The following is a 16,047-nucleotide window of genomic DNA, read 5'->3' on the forward strand; positions in this document are numbered from 1 at the left end:
TTTTGGCCCGGTCTTTCATCACCAGGGAGCGAGCCATGACCACGGAACAGGCGCCGGCAGCGGCAAAAGTCGATTTGAAGCTCGAGGTCGTCGTCATTCCCGTCGCCGACGTCGACCGGGCCAAGCGGTTCTACCAGGACCTCGGCTGGCGGCTTGATGCCGACTTCGTCAGGCCCGACGGCTCGCGCGCCGTACAACTCACGCCGCCGGGTTCGCCGACTTCGATCCATCTCGGCTCGGGAGCCGGGCTGCCGCGCTTCCTGATCGTCAACGACATCGAAGCGGCGCGCGCCGAGCTGATCGCGCGCGGCGCCGACGTCAGCGAGGTGTTTCATCGCGGCGCGGAAGGCCGCATCGAGGGACCGGATCCGGAGCGCCCGAGCTACGGTTCGCTCGCCACCTTCAACGATCCCGACGGCAATGTCTGGCTGCTGCAGCAGGTCACGCAGCGGCTGCCGGGTCGCGTCGACGGCAACAGCACGAACTTCTCATCGTCGGCTGATCTCGCCGCCGCGCTCCGCCGCGCGGCCACGGCCCATGGCGAGCATGAGAAGCGGACCGGTGGGCATGATGCGAACTGGCCGGACTGGTACGCCGAATACATCGTCCGCGAGCAGGCCGGCAAGCCGCTGCCCGAGTGATCGGAAGACCGCGGTAGTCCGTAAAGCCGGCAGCATCGCAGCTGCGCGTTCGAAGGAGCTAGTGCAATGACGACGTCATCGAAGACAGCGATTACAATTGCAGCGGGTCAATCGAACCAGGAAGCCATTGACCAGAGCAGACGCAGGCTGCTTGCCGGCGCGGCGCTGGGCCTCGCTGTCGCCAGCGCCGCCGGCCTGTTTCCGGCGCGCCCGGTTGCAGCGGCCGCCAATGATGCGATCCGCCCGTTCCATATCGACATCCCCGAGGCAGACCTCGTCGATCTTCGCCGCCGCCTGGCGGCGACCCGATGGTCCGACAAGGAGACCGTCAATGACGACTCCCAGGGCGTCCCGCAGGCGATGCTGCGCGATCTGGTCCGCTACTGGCAGACCGATTACGACTGGCGCAAGGTCGAGGCGCGGCTCAACGCGCTGCCGCAGTTCATCACCGAGATCGACGGGCTCGACATCCACTTCATTCACGTTCGCTCGAAGCACGACAATGCACTGCCGATGATCGTCACGCATGGCTGGCCGGGGTCGGTGATCGAGCAGATGAAGATCATCGAGCCCCTGACCAATCCCACCGCCCATGGCGGCAGCGTGGCGGACGCGTTCCATCTCGTGATCCCGTCGATGCCGGGCTACGGCTTCTCCGGCAAGCCGACCACGACGGGTTGGGATCCGCAGCGCATCGCGCGGGCCTGGGTCCAGCTGATGAAGCGGCTCGGCTACAGCAAGTTCGTGGCACAGGGCGGCGACTGGGGTTCGCCGGTCTCCAATGAAATGGCCAAGCTGGGTGCGCCGGAGCTGCTCGGCATCCATGTCAACCTGCCCGGCGTCGTTCCGCCCGAGGTGTTCAAGGCGGTCTCCACCGGAGGTCCCGCGCCGGACAATCTGTCGGCGGAGGAGCTGCACGCCTTCGAGCAGATCAAGCTTCAATTCGCGAAGCGGCGTGCCTATGCGCAGATCATGGGCACGCGCCCGCAGTCCCTTGCGGCGTTTGCGGATTCTCCGGCGGGCCTCGCCGCCTGGCTGCTCGATCACGGCGACGGCTATGCCCAGCCGGCCTCCGCGATGCAATCAGCCGTGCTCGGGCGCGCCGTCAACGGCCATTCCGGGGGTGCGCTGACCCGCGATGATGTGCTCGACAACATCACGCTGTACTGGCTCACCAACAGCGCGATCTCCTCGGGCCGCCTGTACTGGGAAAACAAGACCAATCTCTATTTGCCCGCCAATGTCACGATCCCCGCTGCCGTCACCGCGTTCCCCGGCGAGAGTTTCGTGGCGCCGCGGAGCTGGGCGGAGAAGGCCTATCACAAGCTGATCTACTTCCATCAGGCCGAAGCCGGCGGTCACTTCGCGGCCTGGGAGCAGCCCGACATTTTCAGCAGGGAAGTTCGGGATGCGTTTCGGCCGCTCCGCAAGCTGATCTGAGAATCGAAGGGAACATCCGCCATGTCAAAGCTTGCACTCATCGCCACCGTCGAGGTCGCGCCGGAGAAGCGCGATCAAGTACAGTCGTTGTTGTCGGCGCACGGCGCCCGCTCACTCAGGGATGAGCCGGGTACGCTGCATTTCGACATCCTGGTGCCGCGCGAGGATGCCGCGAAGCTTTTGATCTATGAGGTCTATCAGGACGACGCCGCGTTCGAGGCGCATCGCAATGCGCGCTCGATCGCACAGTTTCGCGAGGAGTCAGCGGCGCTCGGCGTCAAGATCACCGCGACGCGGTGTACGCCCGCCGAGTAAGCGCAGCCGCGCCGGCGTCATGCCTTGAGGCTGGCGCCGCGCTCGGACAGGACCTTTTCGGCCTTCGGCGTCAACTCATAGAGGTCGCCGTCCTTTGCAACGTAGCCCTCCTTGATGAGCCGGTCGACTTCGCCCTGCACGTCGTCGGCAAAGGCGATCGATTGCGCGATGTCGCAGAGAACCGCGACCTGTTCGTCTCTAAGCATGGCGTCCTCCGTCAGGGCGGGGAACGCGCAGGCCGGCATTCGGTTCCAGGAGGCCGGATGATACGACCGAACTTCGCGCCGACCGGCCATCTGCTGCGACGCCGTCCGTGCCCCGAGCTTCACCGAGGCACGGTGTCGAACACCGGTGTGTAGCCGTCGCCGTCGCGGCGGATGTGGGCGCAGCGCGCGCCGCGGAAGTGGGCCGGTATGACGAGCCGGCCGCTGTCGGCGGCCTCCGACAGGATTTTCGCGCGCGTCTCGTGCGCGAGTTGCGGCTCGGTGCAGGATGAGGTGGACAGGGCGGGCTGGAAGATCTGCACCGGATTGTGCACGGCATCGCCGCAAAAGATCGCGCGATACTGCGCATAATCGACGCGCAACCCCATTTGCCCGCTGGTGTGGCCCGGCAGGGGGACGAGTTGCAGGCCCGGGACGAGCTCATGGCCGTCGTCGACGAGATCGACACGGCCGGCCTCGACGATCGGAATGACGCTCTGCTCCAGCGCGCGGGCGTGGATCGGCGGGGCACGGCCGGCATTATGCTGTGCCATCCAGTCGGCAAGCTCGCGGCGGCCGAACAGATAGCGCGCATTGGGAAAGGTCGGCTGCCAGCGGCCATTGTCCTGGCGCGTATTCCAGCCGACGTGGTCGACATGCAGATGGGTGCAGAACACCAGATCGATGCCGGCCGGATCGACGCCGATTGCCCGCAACCGATCGAGGAAGCCGCTGCCGCGCCGCCGATGCCAGGCCGGAATTTCAGGGATGTCCTTGTGCTCGCCGATGCAGGCATCGACGAGCAGCGTTCGCCCGGCCGTTCGGATCACGAAACTCTGGATCGCGTGTTTCGCGAGATCGCGCGCGAGATCGATGAACACCGGCTCCAGCGTGTCGCGATGCGCTTCGATCGAGCCGCGATCATATCCGGGAAGGAACCCGGAGAGCGGCAGCCCGAAGTCGTCGTCGTCGACGATGATGTCGACAGTCGCCTCGCCGATCGCAAACCGCATGACAGCTCCTTCCCGGAGATCCGCGCATCTTGCCGCCCGGTCACTATGCGGGTCGGCGTCAACGATCGCAAGTCGCGTCGGCGGTGAATGGCTATCAGACCATCTCGCGCAGCAGGGCGATCAGGCGGCCGCACTCATCGTCGGTGCCGACCGTGATGCGCAGGAAATCCTCGATCCGCGGCTTCTGGAAATGCCGCACCAGGACGCCGCGCTCGCGCAGCTTCGCGGCGAGATCGGCGCCCCGATGGCCGCCATGGCGCGCGAACACGAAGTTCGCAAGCGACGGCAGCACCTCGAAGCCGAGCTCGGTGAGGCCGCAGACCAGTGCCTCGCGACTTTCGATGATGCGCTGCCGGGTCTCGTCGAACCAGGCGTCGTCAGCGATCGCCGCGGTTGCGCCGGCAAGCGCTAGACAGTCCAGCGGATAGGAGTTGAAGCTGTCCTTGACCCGCTCCAGCGCCTCGATCAGCGGACGCTGGCCGATCGCGAAGCCGACTCGCAGGCCGGCCAGCGCGCGCGACTTCGACAGCGTCTGGATCACCAAGAGATTGTCGTGGCGCGCGACCAGCGGCACCGCGCTCTCGGCGCCGAAGTCGACATAGGCCTCGTCGACCACGACCAGACGGTCCGGCTGCTCGGCGAGCAGCGCCTCGATCGCGGCACGCGGCAGCGCGATGCCGGTCGGCGCGTTTGGATTGCACAGCAGGATGGCGCTGCCCGGCCGCCGGTAGTCGGCGAGATCAATCCGCATCGCGGCGTCGAGCGGCACCTGTTCGTATCGCGCGCCATAGAGCCGGCAATACACCGGATAGAAGCTGTAGGTGATGTCGGGAAACAGCAGCGGCGCATCGTGCTTCAGCAGTGCCGGGAAGCTGTGCGCCAGCACCTCGTCCGAGCCGTTGCCGACGAATACCTCGTCCGGCGTGACGCCATAGCGCGTCGCGATCGCCTCGCGCAGCGCGGTTGCGCGCGGATCCGGATAGAGCCGCAGGCGATCCGTGGCCGCTGTGATCGCCGCGATCGCGCGCGGCGACGGCGGGTAGGGATTCTCGTTGGTATTGAGCTTGATGAGGCCGTCGATCTTGGGCTGCTCGCCGGGCACGTAGGGCGACAGGTTGTGGACGACCGAACTCCAGAAGCGACTCATGATCTGCGATCCAGGGAGATGAATGCGATCACAATACGGAATGCGAGGCGCCGATGAAAGCGCCTCTTTTTTCCGTCGTTCCGACGCTTGCGATCCTTACCAGCTGGCCGTGCCCTTCATGGTCGGCTGGCCCTCGGCGTTAGCGGTCCACAGCTCCATGCCGCCGTCCTTGTCGTTGGCATTGATCGAGAACTCGCTGCCTTCGAACAGCGGCTGCACGCCGCGATAGGACAGCTTCTTGGGCGGCTTGCCGCCGCGCAGTTTGGCGGCGAGCTCGACTATGAAGGAGGCCTGCAGCGGGCCGTGGAAGATCAGCCCCGGATAGCCTTCGACCTTGGTGACGTAGTCGCGATCGTAATGGATGCGGTGGCCGTTGAAGGTCAGTGCGGAGTAGCGGAACAGCAGCACCGGATCGGAGACGTGGCTCTCGCGATGCTGCGCGGCCGGAGCATGCGGCGGTGCCTTGGCGGGCGCCACGGATTGCGTGCTCGTCATCTCGCGATAGACGATGTCCTGCCGCTCGCGCACCGCCAGCCCGCGCGAGGTCGTCACCTCGTGATTGACCGAGACGAAGCACAGCGTCCCGGTCGAGCCGGATTTGATGGTGACGTCGGCAATCTTCGACGAGCGCTTGGCCTCGTCGCCGATGCGCAGTGCATCGAAAAATTCGAGCTCGCCGCCGGCCCACATCCGGCGCGGCAGCGGCACCGGCGGCAGGAAGCCGCCGCGGGTCGGGTGACCGTCCGGGCCGAGCTGCGACATCGGAAATACCGGCTGCGCCAGGCACCAATGCGTGGTCCACGGCGCCGCATCGCCTGCTTTCGGCTCACCGATCTCCTGGAACAGCGTCGCGCGCAGCCCCATGACAAGGTACTTGGTGACGACGTCGGAGGCTTCCGTGGTCTTGCCGATCCATTGGCGGAGATGATCGAGGTCGAGTTTATCGGTCATGACTGGGTGCCCGGGCAGGAGGGATCTCAGGAACGTTTGGTGCGCTCGCCGATCGCGGGCACCTTGCCGTAGTGCCGGTCCTCGCCGACCACGATCGCGGCCGGCGCCGGATAGCTGACCTTGCCGTTCGGCGTGTCGACCTCGATGCGGCGCAGATGCGGATGCCTGGCGAGATCGTCCATGCTGTTGACCTCGGCAAAGGCGATGTCGGCTTCGGCAAGCTTCGCCAGCAATTCCTCGCGCGTCAGGCGCCCGAAGCTGTCGCTGACGATCTGGTCGGTCAGCGCGCGGTTGCGCACGCGCTCGACCATGTTGGCAAAGCGCGGATCGTCGGGCAGGCCGGGCTGGCCCAGTACCTTGGCGCACAGCGTCTTCCACTCGCGCTCGCTCTGGATCGAGATCAGGATTTCCTTGCCATCCTTCGAGCGGAACACGCCGTAGGGCGCGATCGAGGGATGGGCGAGGCCGATGCGTTTGGGCGACTTGCCGTCTTCGGCATTGAGCAGCGGCACGGTGAGCCAGTCGGCCATCACGTCGAACATCGAGATCCGGATGTCCGCGCCCTCTCCGGTGCGGCCGCGCCCGATCAGCGCTTCGAGAATGGACGCATGCGCGGTGGCGCCGGTTGCGACATCGACGATCGACATGCCGACGCGCGAGGCGCCCTCGGGGCCGCCGGTGATCGAGGCAAGGCCGCTCTCGGCCTGGATCAGGAGGTCATAGGCCTTGCGGTCGGCATAGGGACCGGTGTCGCCATAGCCCGTGATGGTGCACATGATCAGCTTCGGATAGGCCTTGCGCAGCCGCTCGCGCGAGAAGCCGAGCTTGTCCATCGAGCCCGGCTTGAGGTTCTGCAACAGCACGTCGGCGCCCGCGATCAGCTCTTCGAGCTGCGCGCGGCCTTCCTTGGTGGCCAGATCGACCACCGCGGAATCCTTGCCCCGGTTGAGCCAGACGAAATAGCTGCTCTGGCCCTTCGCTGCGGCGTCGTAGCCGCGGGCGAAATCGCCCTCGGGTCGCTCGATCTTGATGACATGGGCGCCGGCATCGGCCAAGCGTGACGAGCAGAACGGCGCAGCAACCGCCTGTTCGACGGCGATGACGGTCAATCCCTCAAGCGGCAGCATGATCAGACAACTCAGTAGGAGCGGGGCATGCCGAGCACGTGCTCGGCGACGAAGGAGAGGATCAGATTGGTCGAGATCGGCGCCACCTGGTAGAGCCGGGTCTCGCGGAACTTGCGCTCGACGTCGTATTCCTCGGCGAAGCCGAAGCCGCCATGGGTCTGCACGCAGGCATTGGCCGCTTCCCAGGACGCATCCGCTGCCAGCATCTTGGCCATGTTGGCCTCGGCGCCGCAGTCGAGCCCGGCTTCATATTTGCGGGTGGCTTCCTTCACCATCAATTCCGCCGCGCGCATCGAGGCGTAGGCCTTGGCGATCGGGAACTGGATGCCCTGGTTCTGGCCGATCGGCCGGCCGAACACGCTGCGCTCCTTGGCGTAGTTGGTGGCCTTGGCGATGAACCATTTGGCGTCGCCGACGCATTCGGCTGCGATCAGGATGCGCTCGGCATTCATGCCCGAGAGGATGTAGCGGAAGCCCTTGCCTTCCTCGCCGATCAGGTTTTCCGCCGGCACCTTCATGTCGGTGAAGAACACTTCGGTCGTGGCGTGGTTCATCATGGTGCGGATCGGGCGGATCTCGAGACCCTTGCCCTTCACCTCGCGCATGTCGACGATGAACACCGAGAGCCCGTCGGTGCGCTTCTTGGATTGTTCCTTCGGCGTGGTGCGCGCCAGCAGGATCATCAGGTCGGAATATTCCGCGCGGCTGGTCCAGATCTTCTGGCCGTTAACGACGTAGTGATCGCCCTCGCGGCGGGCGAAGGTCTTCAGCGACGAGGTGTCGGTGCCGCTGGTCGGCTCGGTGACGCCGAACGCCTGCAACCGCAATTCGCCGGTCGCGACCTTCGGTAGATACTTCGCCTTCTGCGCGTCGTTGCCGTGCCGCAGCACGGTGCCCATCGTGTACATCTGGGCGTGGCAGCCGCCGCCATTGCAGCCGGCGCGCTGGATCTCTTCCAGGATCGCGGCCGCAGCCGACAGCTTCAGCCCCGCGCCGCCATATTCCTCGGGGATCAGCACCGAGAGATAGCCGGCCTCCGTCAGCGCATCGACGAACTCCTTCGGATAGGCCATCTGGCGATCGAGCTTGCGCCAGTATTCGCCGGGAAACTGCGCGCAGAGTTTTGCGACGGCGTCGCGGATGTCTGTATGGTCGTCGGTGTGCTGATCGTGTGTGGTCATCGGTTCTTCTTGTCGCGAGGTTGCGCGGACACCAGGTCAAACGCCCGCTGTTGTGGGGCCCCGGTAAACTCCCTATGCTGTTTTGTTATAGCGTATGAACCTGCCTTCCAGGATTGGCAAGTATGGATTTCCGCCAGCTTAGGACCTTTGCGTGCGTCGCGGAACTCGGGAGTCTGAGCAAGGCATCCGATACCTTGCGGGTTGCGCAGCCGGCGCTGAGCCGGCAGATCAAGCTGTTGGAGCACGAGCTGCGCACCGAATTGTTCACGCGCAACGGCCGCGGCATGGTGCTGACCGATGCCGGCCGGCTGCTGCTGGCGCGCACCAGCGGTATCGTGCGGCAGATCGACCAGATCCGCGACGACATCCAGTCCGCCGGCGGCGCGCCGTCCGGGCGCGTCGTGCTTGGCCTCGTGCCGACGGTGAGCTGCGTGCTGTCGGCGCGGCTGGCGCGGCGCACGGTGGAGCACTACCCCGGCATCTCGCTCTGCATTGTCGAGAGCTACAGCGGCCATCTGATCGAGTGGCTGCATCGCGGCGAGATGGATCTTGCGGTGATCTACGGCCCGTCGGTCGACCTGCATTTGGCGGTGCAGAGCCTCGGCCGCGACAGCATCGTCGCGGTCGGCCCGCGCGGCAGCGGGCTGAAGCAGAAGAAGCAGGTGGAATTCGGCTGGCTGATGCGCCAGCGCCTGGTGCTGCCCAGTCATTCGCACGGCCTCCGCGCGCTGCTCGAACATGCTGCGGCCCGAAAGAAGATCGATCTCGACGTCAAGCTCGAGGCGGATTCGTTCCGGGTGCTGACCAGCCTGGTCGAGGAGGGGCTCGGATACACCATGCTGCCGCCGTCCTCGGTGCGCGCCGAGGTCGCGGAGGGCCGGCTCGAGACCGCGCCGATCGCGCGGCCGGCGCCGCGGCGCGAGTTGACGCTGGCCTCGCCGGTCGAGCATCCCGGCTCCAATGCGATGACGCTGATCGCAAAGCTGTTGCGCGACGAGGTCGCCGCGCTGCGCGCCGAGGGGCTCTGGGATATCCAGCTCGCCTGAGCGCGGCTTCGCATCACTTCACCACGAAGCCGAGATGGCCGCGGAAGCGGTTCTTGAGGTAGGTGCCGTCGCGCGGCGGCAACGCGCGCTCGACCTCGCCGGACGCGATGCGGATCCGCGCCAGCCGCGGGCCGCCGCCGAGATCGCGCAGGCTGTTGCGGAAATTCTCGATGCCGGACATGTCGGCGATATCCGAGACATTGCCGATGCCCGCGCCGCTCGCGATCACCTCGAGCTTGGCGCCGAGACCAGAATGGCTGAGCTGCATGCCGGTCTCGCCGAAATGGCCGTTGTCGAGCACCGCGATCGAGAGATTGCCGGGCTGCTTGGTCGCGATGGTGAGGAGGCTGCCGATCCCCATCAGCTGCTCACCGTCGCCGGTGACAACCAGTACCGGGCGCTTCGGCTGCGCCAGCGCGAGGCCGAGCCCGACCATCGCAGCGCCGCCCATCGCGCCCCAGAGATAGAAATTGCCGGGATGCTCGCCGGCATCGAACACGTCGTAGGACGACGAGCCGAGTCCGGAGATCACCAGAAGATCGCCGCGGTCGGCAAGCAGTGCCTTCACGGCGGCGCGGCGATCGAGAGTGCCGGTTGCTGACATCAGTGCGTCTCCTTGGTCCACTTCTTGCGGCCGATCATCCGCTGCGAGATCAGCACCGCGACCTGCTGGTCGCCGTCATAGGCGAGCGAGGCGGCGGCCGAGATCACTTCCTCGGCGTCGTCGGGATTCTCGAGGCGCAGCACCGTCGTGCCCATGATCTCGAAGGCCTGCGGCGTCGCGCGGCCCATCGGGATCTGCCAGGGATTGAACTCGGCCCATTCGCCGCGCATCGTCACCAGGGTCAGCAGCGGGAAGCGGCAGCTCGCCATTAGCGACAGCATGTTGACGCAATTGCCGACGCCGCTCGATTGCATCAGCAGCACCGCGCAGTCGCCGCCGAGCCAGGCGCCGGCGGCGAGCGCCACGCCTTCCTCTTCTGTAGTCAGCACCGTGGTCTTGATGCCGGCATCGGCGTGCGACAGCTTGATCAGCTCGGAATGTCCCGCGTCGGGGACGTAGCACACCTGCGCAACGCCGAAGCTCTTCAGCGTGCGGTAGATCGCAACCGGCCAGTCGCGGCTGGTCGCGCTGTCCTGGTGAACGGCAATCTGGTCCATCATGGCCTCGGTTCGGGGCGCGCAGAGGCGCGTCCTCACACCGGGAGGCTTAGCGGGTAGGGGCGCTCAAATCCCGTCACATCTGTTTCGCGCAGCTATGCCGGAATTGTATATCTCCGTCATCAGCCGTTCGGCTGCAGAAGCGCGCCGTATTGCTTGCTCGTGGCGACCGCGGCGGCGGCCTGTCCGATGACGCGCATCGCCGCCATCATGGGCCACGGCCCGAGGCTGACCCGTCGCACGCCGACGCGGGCGAGATCGGCGATGTCGGGGACACCCTGCGTCACCATGATGTTGACGGGTAGCGGCGTCAGTTGCACGAACCGCTCGATCAGCGCGAGCTCGGTGAGCCCGGGTACGAAAATCCCATCGGCGCCGGCATCGGCATAGATCCTCGCGCGCCGGGCCGCTTCATTCAGGCACTGCTCCGGCGAGCCGAACTTCAGCAGAAACGGATCGGTCCGCGCATTGATGAAGAGATCAATTCCGAGCTTTTGCGCGGTGGCCCGGACGGCCCGGATCTTCTCGCCATGCTGGGCGGGATCGACGAGTTGCCGCCTTCCGCCCGAAAGCCCGTCCTCGATATTGATGCCGATGGCACCGGCTTTCAGGATCCGCGCCGCTGAATGCGCGGCGGCCTCCGCCGTATCGCCATAGCCCGCCTCCAGATCGATCGATACCGGAACTGGCACCGAAGCGGTCATCCGCGCGACCAGGCCTTCCACCATGTCGAGCGGGGCGTTCTCTCCGTCGGCGTAGCCGAGTGCGGCCGCGACGGCCCCGCTGCTGGTCGCCACCGCCGGCGACGACTTCGCGATCGCCTTGGCGGTGGCGACATCCCAGGCGTTGAACAGGACGAGCGGATCGCCCGTCTTGTGAAGGGCTCGAAATGCTTCGGCGTATTGCTGCTGCGTCGTGGCGTCCATTGCGCACACTCCTGATCAGAGGATTTGAAGATGCTGTGATTGTCGCGGCCGCCGGTTGCGGCGCGCCTGTTCAGTCGGCGCCGTGCGTTTTGAACCAGTCCAAGATCAGGCTGGTCACCTCGGCCTCACGCTCGAGGTGCGGGAAGTGCCCGACATCGGGCAGGATGACCCTGCGATGTGGCCCCTTGAAGAGCGGCTCCTCCTGCATCGAATACCGCGCCGTCGGATCGTTGCCGCCATAGATCGTCAGCGTCGGCGTATGCATGTCGTTGATCGGCAGCCGGCCCGCGGCTCCCGCTTCGACCAGGCCATTGTAGTACTTCAACGCCGCTTTCATGGTGCCGGGAGAGCTGAGCGTCTCCTTGACCGAGCGAAGATGCTCGTCGTTCTGCAGGGTCGGCGACCACAACTTCCAAAGGTAGTCGACGAAGGGAAGTCCCTCGATGTTGACCGCCGAGTGAGCGCCGGGCACCGTAAAGAAATAGACATGGAAGACCGATCGAACGGCGTCGGGATCGCTCCTGAGGCTTGCGATCGTGATCGGGTGCGCGGTGTTCATGACGACCGCGGCCTTGATCGCCGACGGCGCCGTGGCCAGCGCCTGGAAGGTCGAGGTGCCGCCCCAATCCATGCCGACGACGCAGGCCCGTCCGTCGTCGCTCAGCGCTTCGATCAGTGCTTCGAGATCCCTGCCCAGCGCAATCGGATCGAAGATGCCGTCGGCCGGAATCCCGGTCGGCGCATAGCCGCGCAGGAACGGCGCGACCGCGCGATACCCGGCATCCGCGAACACCTGCAGCTGCTTGCGATACGACCAGGCGTTGTCGGGAAAGCCGTGCATGAACATGACCAGCGGCCCACTGCCCTGTTCGAGATAGGCAAACCGCACGCCGTTGGCCTGCACGTATTTCAGGGCGGGTTCGCTGCCTGTGGTCTCAGGCGTTGCCAGTGCGCCGCTTCGGGTCGTCATCGCTGCTCTCCATTTTTCATCGTTGTCGCTCTCTGGGGTAAATATGTGCGTAGCGCACATATCTGGTCAAGTTGTTTTTTGTGCGCAGCGCACATATTATGAGGGCATGGAAAACGGAATCGCCAATCTGCTGGGCGCGCTGTCGCTCGCCGTCATGGATCGCATCGAGCAGGGCGCGCGCGAGGTGGTCGGCCGCGGCGGCGAGACGCCCGCGGCGCTCATCGTGATCGGCTATGGCCAGGGCATGACCAACGACAAGCTCAGGCGGATCCTCGGCCTGTCGCATTCCGGAACGGTCCGGCTGGTGGATCGTCTGGTGTCGGATCGGCTGGTCGAGCGCCGGCCCGGCAAGGACGGCCGCGAGGTCGCCTTGCACCTGACGGCGTCGGGCGTCGCGTCCCGGAACGAGCTGCTGGCGTCGCGGATTTCGGCGGTGACGTCGCTGCTGGAGGTGCTGTCATCGGCCGAACGGAAGCAGCTGGCGACGCTGATCCGCGCATTGCTCGCCCGGCAGGACACCTCCGAGATGGATCGCTTCACGATCTGCCGGATGTGCGACGACCGGGTCTGCACCAATTGCCCGTTGCCGACCAACAAGGGCCAGCACGGTCACTGACCTCTTACCGTCAGTCCGCGCGCTTTTGCGCCGTGAACACGTACATGTCCCAGAACGTCTCCGGATGCTCGACCTCGAAGCGGTGCCATTGATCGAGATTGGTCTCGTCGGCCGTCCCCGGAAACTGCTTGCGGAATTTCTCGAGCACCGCCGGGTCGTCAAACGGCTCGAAGCCCTGGAAAGTCAGGCCATGATCGTTCAGGAACGCCGCGATCTCCGGGATGGTGAGGCGGTGTTCCATGACGTTGAACAGCAGATCGCGGCAGCCGCTCATGCTGTAGAAATCCTTGGCGCCGATCAGCGGTCTCCATTGCTCGGCCTCGCGGAAGATCTCCTGCCGGCACCGCCTGATGTCGTCGGCGGTGGCGCGATAATGGCGAGCTGCGATGCGGCTGCGGGCTTCGACAATGACGCGGCGTGCCAGCTCGCTGTAAAGGCCGATGCGCATCGTGCCGCCCGGCCGCAGCAGCGAGACCAGCACGCGCCAGCCGGCAAAGGGCTCGGCAAGATGATGCAGCACCCCGACCGACTCGATGCTGTCGAAGGTGCGATCGATCGAGCCCAACTCCAGGATATCAGCCTGCGCATACTCGACATTGCGCAAGCCGAACTCGCGCGTCTTGCGGCGGGCGTAGGCGAGGCTGGTCATGCTGATGTCGACCGCGAGCAGGCGCGCATTCGGATAGACCTGCGCGATCTGGATCGCGTGCGAACCGGTGCCGCAACCGGCGATCAGAATATCCCGTTCGGCCTGCTGTTCCGCAGTCGCGACCGTCTTTCCCCGCGCCCGATCGGCGACGAATGCCGAAAGCGGGTTCACGGTCCAGCGTGGATAGGGATTCTCCTCGTACTGGCGCATCACCTCGACTGATACGTCGTTCCTGATCGGGGTGAGCGTCGCAATGGCGCTGCGCTCTGCCTTCTCGTCGTGCGGTTCGCGAAGCTGCACCCGCAACAAGCCGGCGACGGTTGGAGGCCATTCCCGGCGCAGCAGCGCGTCCGCCGCCGGCAGGGCATGAAGCGGGAAGTACGCTGCGACGACGGCCAGCGTCAGCGGCGCGATCGCGGCGCTGGATGCCAGGTCGTGCAGCAATCGATCGCGCAGTGCGCCCGCCTGCTTGCTCTCCGCCTCGGCCTGTCCATAGACATATTCGTTGATGAAGCATTGCCGGGCGAGCGCGCAGGCAAAGGCAACGAGATCGTCGTCATCGCCATCGCTGCGTTGCTCGCCGGCGAGCCGCAGCAATTCGGCTCGCACGTGCCCGAGCAGCACTTCGAGCTGCATGCTCGCCAGCGTCGTTGCTTCCATCGCGCAGCGCAGGAACAGATCGCTGGCCAGCGGGGCAACGCCTTCGCCGCCGAACAAGTCGGCGCTCGTCACCGGTAGCGGCCACTTGCCGGCAATCCGCGCGACATAGCGAGTGACGGTCGGACTTTGCAGGATGAAGCCGACGGCCTTCGCATCCATGCCGAGCGCGAGCGCCTTGCTGAAATGCGCAGTAGCTTTGCCGCGATTGCCGAGCGCCTGGTACGAATTGCCGGCATTGTAGTGGCAGGCGGCATTCAGGTCGTCGGACGCAATCGCCTTCGCGAAGGTCTTCACGGCGGCCCGGTGGTCGCCGGCAGCCTGCGCCATCAGGCCGAGCAGGTTCAGGCTCTGCACATGGGCAGGCTCGCGCGCAAGAATGCTCCGGCAGATCTCCTGCGCCTCGTTGAAGCGGCGCACCCCGTAGAAGCGGCTGGCCTCTGCGGCAAGGTCGGCAATGCTGATGCCCGCGGAGCCGAAAGCAGGTGCGCTCTTGCCGGACGCGTCCCGTTGCTTACCGGCCGCACGCCGTTCTTTTCGGTTCATGATCCGTCAACTGGCCCAAGCTGTAAGACGCGGCAAGACATAGGGCCGAACGTAATTGCAGCCAAGGATTATTCAGCCCGGGATCCGTACCGGCAGGTTCTCGATGCCGCGCACGAAGCTGGAATAGACCCGCTTCGGCTCACCGACCACCTCGATGCGGTCGAAACGCTTCAGCATCTCCTGCCAGACAATCTTGAGCTGCAGCTCGGCAAGCCGCATGCCGACGCAGCGGTGGATGCCGAAGCCGAACGACAGATGGATGCGGGGCCGGGCGCGGTCGATGATGAACTCGTCGGGCCGGTCGATCACCTCGTCGTCGCGATTGCCGGAGACGTACCACATCACGACGCGGTCGCCCTTCCGGATCGTCTTGCCGCCGATCTCGGTGTCCTGCAGCGCGGTGCGCCGCATATGCGCCAGCGGCGTCTGCCAGCGGATCACCTCCGGCACCATGGTGTCGATCAGCGCAGGGTTCTCCTTCAGTTTCCGGAACTGGTCGGGATGCTCATGCAGCGCCAGCACCGAGCCGCTCATGGTGTTGCGCGTGGTGTCGTTGCCGCCGACGATCAACAGGATGATGTTGCCCATCAGATTGTCGGGATCCATGTGCCGCGTGGCGTCGCTGTGCGCCATCATCGACAGCAGGTCGTTCTTCGGGGCCGAGTTGACACGCTCGTTCCAGAGCTTGGAGAAATAGGCGTAGCACTCGTCCATCTCCTGCCGCCGCTGTTCCGGCGACTCGACGATGCCGCTTTTCGGTAGCGCGGTGGAGACGTCGGACCAGCGCGTCAGCTTGCGCCGCTCCTCCCAGGGGAAGTCGAACAGCGTCGCGAGCATCTGGGTCGTCAATTCGATCGAGACGCGCTCGACGAAATTGAAGGTCTCGTTGCGCGGCAGGTTGTCGAGCACGCTGGCCGAGCGCTGGCGGATCAGCTTAGCCAGCTCGTCGAGATGATCAGGCGTGAACATCGGCGACACGGTCTTGCGCTGATGGGCGTGCTTCGGCTGGTCCATCGCGATGAAGCTCGGATAGTCGTAGCCGGGTGGCACGTCGCGAATCGAGATGCCGCCGAGCGTGGAATCCGAGGAGAAGATGCCGTGGCTGGTGTCGACATGCATGATGTCGTTGTACTTCACCACGGACCAATAGGGCTCGATCGGCGCATTGGTGCAGTAGTGCACCGGCTCTTCCTTGCGCAGCCGCTCGAACCACGGCCACAGCGTATCGTTCTGGAATAGCCGCGGCGCGCCGGGATGGAAATCCTTCAATGGCGTCGCATAGGCTTCCTCGCGCGCCTGGCGCAGCAGCTCGGCCCGGTCGGCACGGATGGCGGTCTGGACGTTCATCTTCATTGGCTCCGGCGGCGGTTCTCACCTCTCCCGCTTGCGGGGGAGGTCGCTGCGCTCGAAGAGCGCGGCGGGTGGGGGCTCTCTCCACTCAGAGACTGCTTCTGTGGT

At 65.5% G+C, this 16,047-nt stretch carries 17 protein-coding genes; 5 read left to right on the forward strand and 12 right to left on the reverse strand.

Annotated features, from left to right (window positions below; all coding sequences use genetic code 11):
- Positions 1-35: 35 nt before the first annotated feature.
- The 3 genes from ALC15_RS16745 (at position 36) to ALC15_RS16755 (ending at position 2,396) form a co-directional block, all read left to right on the forward strand.
- A complete protein-coding gene (locus ALC15_RS16745) occupies positions 36-641 on the forward strand; it encodes a VOC family protein (protein WP_050628183.1) in 606 nt (201 codons plus the stop codon).
- A gap of 66 nt (positions 642-707) precedes the next feature.
- The gene (locus ALC15_RS16750; RefSeq protein WP_050628184.1) at positions 708-2,081 is read left to right on the forward strand and encodes an epoxide hydrolase family protein; all 1,374 of its coding nucleotides are present in this window, start codon (positions 708-710) and stop codon (positions 2,079-2,081) included.
- Positions 2,082-2,102: 21 nt separating this feature from the next.
- Entirely contained in the window at positions 2,103-2,396 is a 294-nt protein-coding gene (locus tag ALC15_RS16755) for a putative quinol monooxygenase (RefSeq protein WP_050628185.1), read from the forward strand.
- A gap of 17 nt (positions 2,397-2,413) precedes the next feature.
- On the opposite strand, the gene ALC15_RS16760 is transcribed toward ALC15_RS16755, so the two are convergent.
- The 6 genes from ALC15_RS16760 to ALC15_RS16785 form a co-directional block, all read right to left on the reverse strand.
- Positions 2,414-2,602, reverse strand: a complete 189-nt coding sequence (locus ALC15_RS16760) for a Rossmann-fold NAD(P)-binding domain-containing protein (protein ID WP_050628209.1) — start codon at positions 2,600-2,602, stop codon at positions 2,414-2,416.
- A 119-nt stretch (positions 2,603-2,721) separates the two neighbouring features.
- Positions 2,722-3,612 carry an MBL fold metallo-hydrolase gene (locus ALC15_RS16765; protein WP_050628186.1) on the reverse strand — a complete coding sequence of 297 codons (891 nt, stop codon included), beginning with the start codon at positions 3,610-3,612 and terminating at the stop codon, positions 2,722-2,724.
- Positions 3,613-3,706: 94 nt separating this feature from the next.
- Complete coding sequence (gene hisC, locus ALC15_RS16770) at positions 3,707-4,759, reverse strand: histidinol-phosphate transaminase (protein ID WP_050628187.1); 1,053 nt, start codon at positions 4,757-4,759, stop codon at positions 3,707-3,709.
- A gap of 96 nt (positions 4,760-4,855) precedes the next feature.
- A complete protein-coding gene (locus tag ALC15_RS16775; RefSeq protein WP_050628188.1) occupies positions 4,856-5,710 on the reverse strand; it encodes an HTD2 family dehydratase in 855 nt (284 codons plus the stop codon).
- A gap of 26 nt (positions 5,711-5,736) precedes the next feature.
- Positions 5,737-6,837 (reverse strand): CaiB/BaiF CoA transferase family protein, encoded by a 1,101-nt coding sequence (locus ALC15_RS16780; protein WP_050628189.1) that lies wholly within the window; start codon positions 6,835-6,837, stop codon positions 5,737-5,739.
- An 11-nt stretch (positions 6,838-6,848) separates the two neighbouring features.
- A complete protein-coding gene (locus tag ALC15_RS16785) occupies positions 6,849-8,018 on the reverse strand; it encodes an acyl-CoA dehydrogenase family protein (protein ID WP_050628190.1) in 1,170 nt (389 codons plus the stop codon).
- Positions 8,019-8,140: 122 nt separating this feature from the next.
- On the opposite strand from ALC15_RS16785, the gene ALC15_RS16790 reads away from it, so the two are divergent.
- The gene (locus tag ALC15_RS16790; RefSeq protein WP_050628191.1) at positions 8,141-9,064 is read left to right on the forward strand and encodes a LysR substrate-binding domain-containing protein; all 924 of its coding nucleotides are present in this window, start codon (positions 8,141-8,143) and stop codon (positions 9,062-9,064) included.
- A 13-nt stretch (positions 9,065-9,077) separates the two neighbouring features.
- On the opposite strand, the gene ALC15_RS16795 is transcribed toward ALC15_RS16790, so the two are convergent.
- The 4 genes from ALC15_RS16795 to ALC15_RS16810 all read right to left on the reverse strand — a co-directional run bounded on the left by ALC15_RS16795 (position 9,078) and on the right by ALC15_RS16810 (position 12,121).
- A complete protein-coding gene (locus ALC15_RS16795; RefSeq protein ID WP_050628192.1) occupies positions 9,078-9,668 on the reverse strand; it encodes a thiamine pyrophosphate-dependent enzyme in 591 nt (196 codons plus the stop codon).
- On the reverse strand, positions 9,668-10,228 hold the full coding sequence (locus tag ALC15_RS16800) for a thiamine pyrophosphate-binding protein (protein ID WP_094193928.1): 561 nt from the start codon (positions 10,226-10,228) through the stop codon (positions 9,668-9,670). The genes ALC15_RS16795 and ALC15_RS16800 overlap by 1 nt, the downstream gene beginning before the upstream one ends.
- A gap of 119 nt (positions 10,229-10,347) precedes the next feature.
- Complete coding sequence (locus ALC15_RS16805; protein WP_050628193.1) at positions 10,348-11,151, reverse strand: isocitrate lyase/PEP mutase family protein; 804 nt, start codon at positions 11,149-11,151, stop codon at positions 10,348-10,350.
- A 70-nt stretch (positions 11,152-11,221) separates the two neighbouring features.
- Positions 11,222-12,121 (reverse strand): alpha/beta fold hydrolase, encoded by a 900-nt coding sequence (locus ALC15_RS16810; protein ID WP_050628194.1) that lies wholly within the window; start codon positions 12,119-12,121, stop codon positions 11,222-11,224.
- Positions 12,122-12,227: 106 nt separating this feature from the next.
- Here ALC15_RS16810 and ALC15_RS16815 point away from each other — a divergent pair, with 106 nt between their 5' ends.
- Positions 12,228-12,737, forward strand: coding sequence for a MarR family winged helix-turn-helix transcriptional regulator (locus ALC15_RS16815; protein WP_050628195.1), 510 nt, complete (start codon positions 12,228-12,230; stop codon positions 12,735-12,737).
- Positions 12,738-12,747: 10 nt separating this feature from the next.
- Here ALC15_RS16815 and ALC15_RS16820 read toward each other — a convergent pair whose 3' ends face one another.
- Together ALC15_RS16820 and ALC15_RS16825 are read right to left on the reverse strand one after the other, a co-directional pair.
- Positions 12,748-14,589, reverse strand: a complete 1,842-nt coding sequence (locus tag ALC15_RS16820; RefSeq protein WP_094193924.1) for a class I SAM-dependent methyltransferase — start codon at positions 14,587-14,589, stop codon at positions 12,748-12,750.
- A 72-nt stretch (positions 14,590-14,661) separates the two neighbouring features.
- Positions 14,662-15,936, reverse strand: coding sequence for a cytochrome P450 (locus tag ALC15_RS16825; protein ID WP_050628196.1), 1,275 nt, complete (start codon positions 15,934-15,936; stop codon positions 14,662-14,664).
- Between the last annotated feature and the right edge of the window lie 111 nt (positions 15,937-16,047).

Origin of the sequence: Bradyrhizobium viridifuturi (genome assembly GCF_001238275.1) — a bacterium.
GTDB classification, from domain to species: domain Bacteria; phylum Pseudomonadota; class Alphaproteobacteria; order Rhizobiales; family Xanthobacteraceae; genus Bradyrhizobium; species Bradyrhizobium viridifuturi.

Bases quoted from the DNA above. Each gene is read 5' to 3' on its own strand.
- ALC15_RS16780 (WP_050628189.1), bottom strand. From the start codon at position 6,837: ATGCTGCCGCTTGAGGGATTGACCGTCATCGCCGTCGAACAGGCGGTT.
- ALC15_RS16750 (WP_050628184.1), top strand. From the start codon at position 708: ATGACGACGTCATCGAAGACAGCGATTACAATTGCAGCGGGTCAATCG.
- ALC15_RS16790 (WP_050628191.1), top strand. From the start codon at position 8,141: ATGGATTTCCGCCAGCTTAGGACCTTTGCGTGCGTCGCGGAACTCGGG.
- hisC (WP_050628187.1), bottom strand. From the start codon at position 4,759: ATGAGTCGCTTCTGGAGTTCGGTCGTCCACAACCTGTCGCCCTACGTG.
- ALC15_RS16775 (WP_050628188.1), bottom strand. From the start codon at position 5,710: ATGACCGATAAACTCGACCTCGATCATCTCCGCCAATGGATCGGCAAG.
- ALC15_RS16815 (WP_050628195.1), top strand. From the start codon at position 12,228: ATGGAAAACGGAATCGCCAATCTGCTGGGCGCGCTGTCGCTCGCCGTC.
- ALC15_RS16745 (WP_050628183.1), top strand. From the start codon at position 36: ATGACCACGGAACAGGCGCCGGCAGCGGCAAAAGTCGATTTGAAGCTC.
- ALC15_RS16820 (WP_094193924.1), bottom strand. From the start codon at position 14,589: ATGAACCGAAAAGAACGGCGTGCGGCCGGTAAGCAACGGGACGCGTCC.
- ALC15_RS16760 (WP_050628209.1), bottom strand. From the start codon at position 2,602: ATGCTTAGAGACGAACAGGTCGCGGTTCTCTGCGACATCGCGCAATCG.
- ALC15_RS16755 (WP_050628185.1), top strand. From the start codon at position 2,103: ATGTCAAAGCTTGCACTCATCGCCACCGTCGAGGTCGCGCCGGAGAAG.
- ALC15_RS16805 (WP_050628193.1), bottom strand. From the start codon at position 11,151: ATGGACGCCACGACGCAGCAGCAATACGCCGAAGCATTTCGAGCCCTT.
- ALC15_RS16795 (WP_050628192.1), bottom strand. From the start codon at position 9,668: ATGTCAGCAACCGGCACTCTCGATCGCCGCGCCGCCGTGAAGGCACTG.
- ALC15_RS16800 (WP_094193928.1), bottom strand. From the start codon at position 10,228: ATGATGGACCAGATTGCCGTTCACCAGGACAGCGCGACCAGCCGCGAC.
- ALC15_RS16785 (WP_050628190.1), bottom strand. From the start codon at position 8,018: ATGACCACACACGATCAGCACACCGACGACCATACAGACATCCGCGAC.
- ALC15_RS16810 (WP_050628194.1), bottom strand. From the start codon at position 12,121: ATGACGACCCGAAGCGGCGCACTGGCAACGCCTGAGACCACAGGCAGC.
- ALC15_RS16765 (WP_050628186.1), bottom strand. From the start codon at position 3,612: ATGCGGTTTGCGATCGGCGAGGCGACTGTCGACATCATCGTCGACGAC.
- ALC15_RS16825 (WP_050628196.1), bottom strand. From the start codon at position 15,936: ATGAACGTCCAGACCGCCATCCGTGCCGACCGGGCCGAGCTGCTGCGC.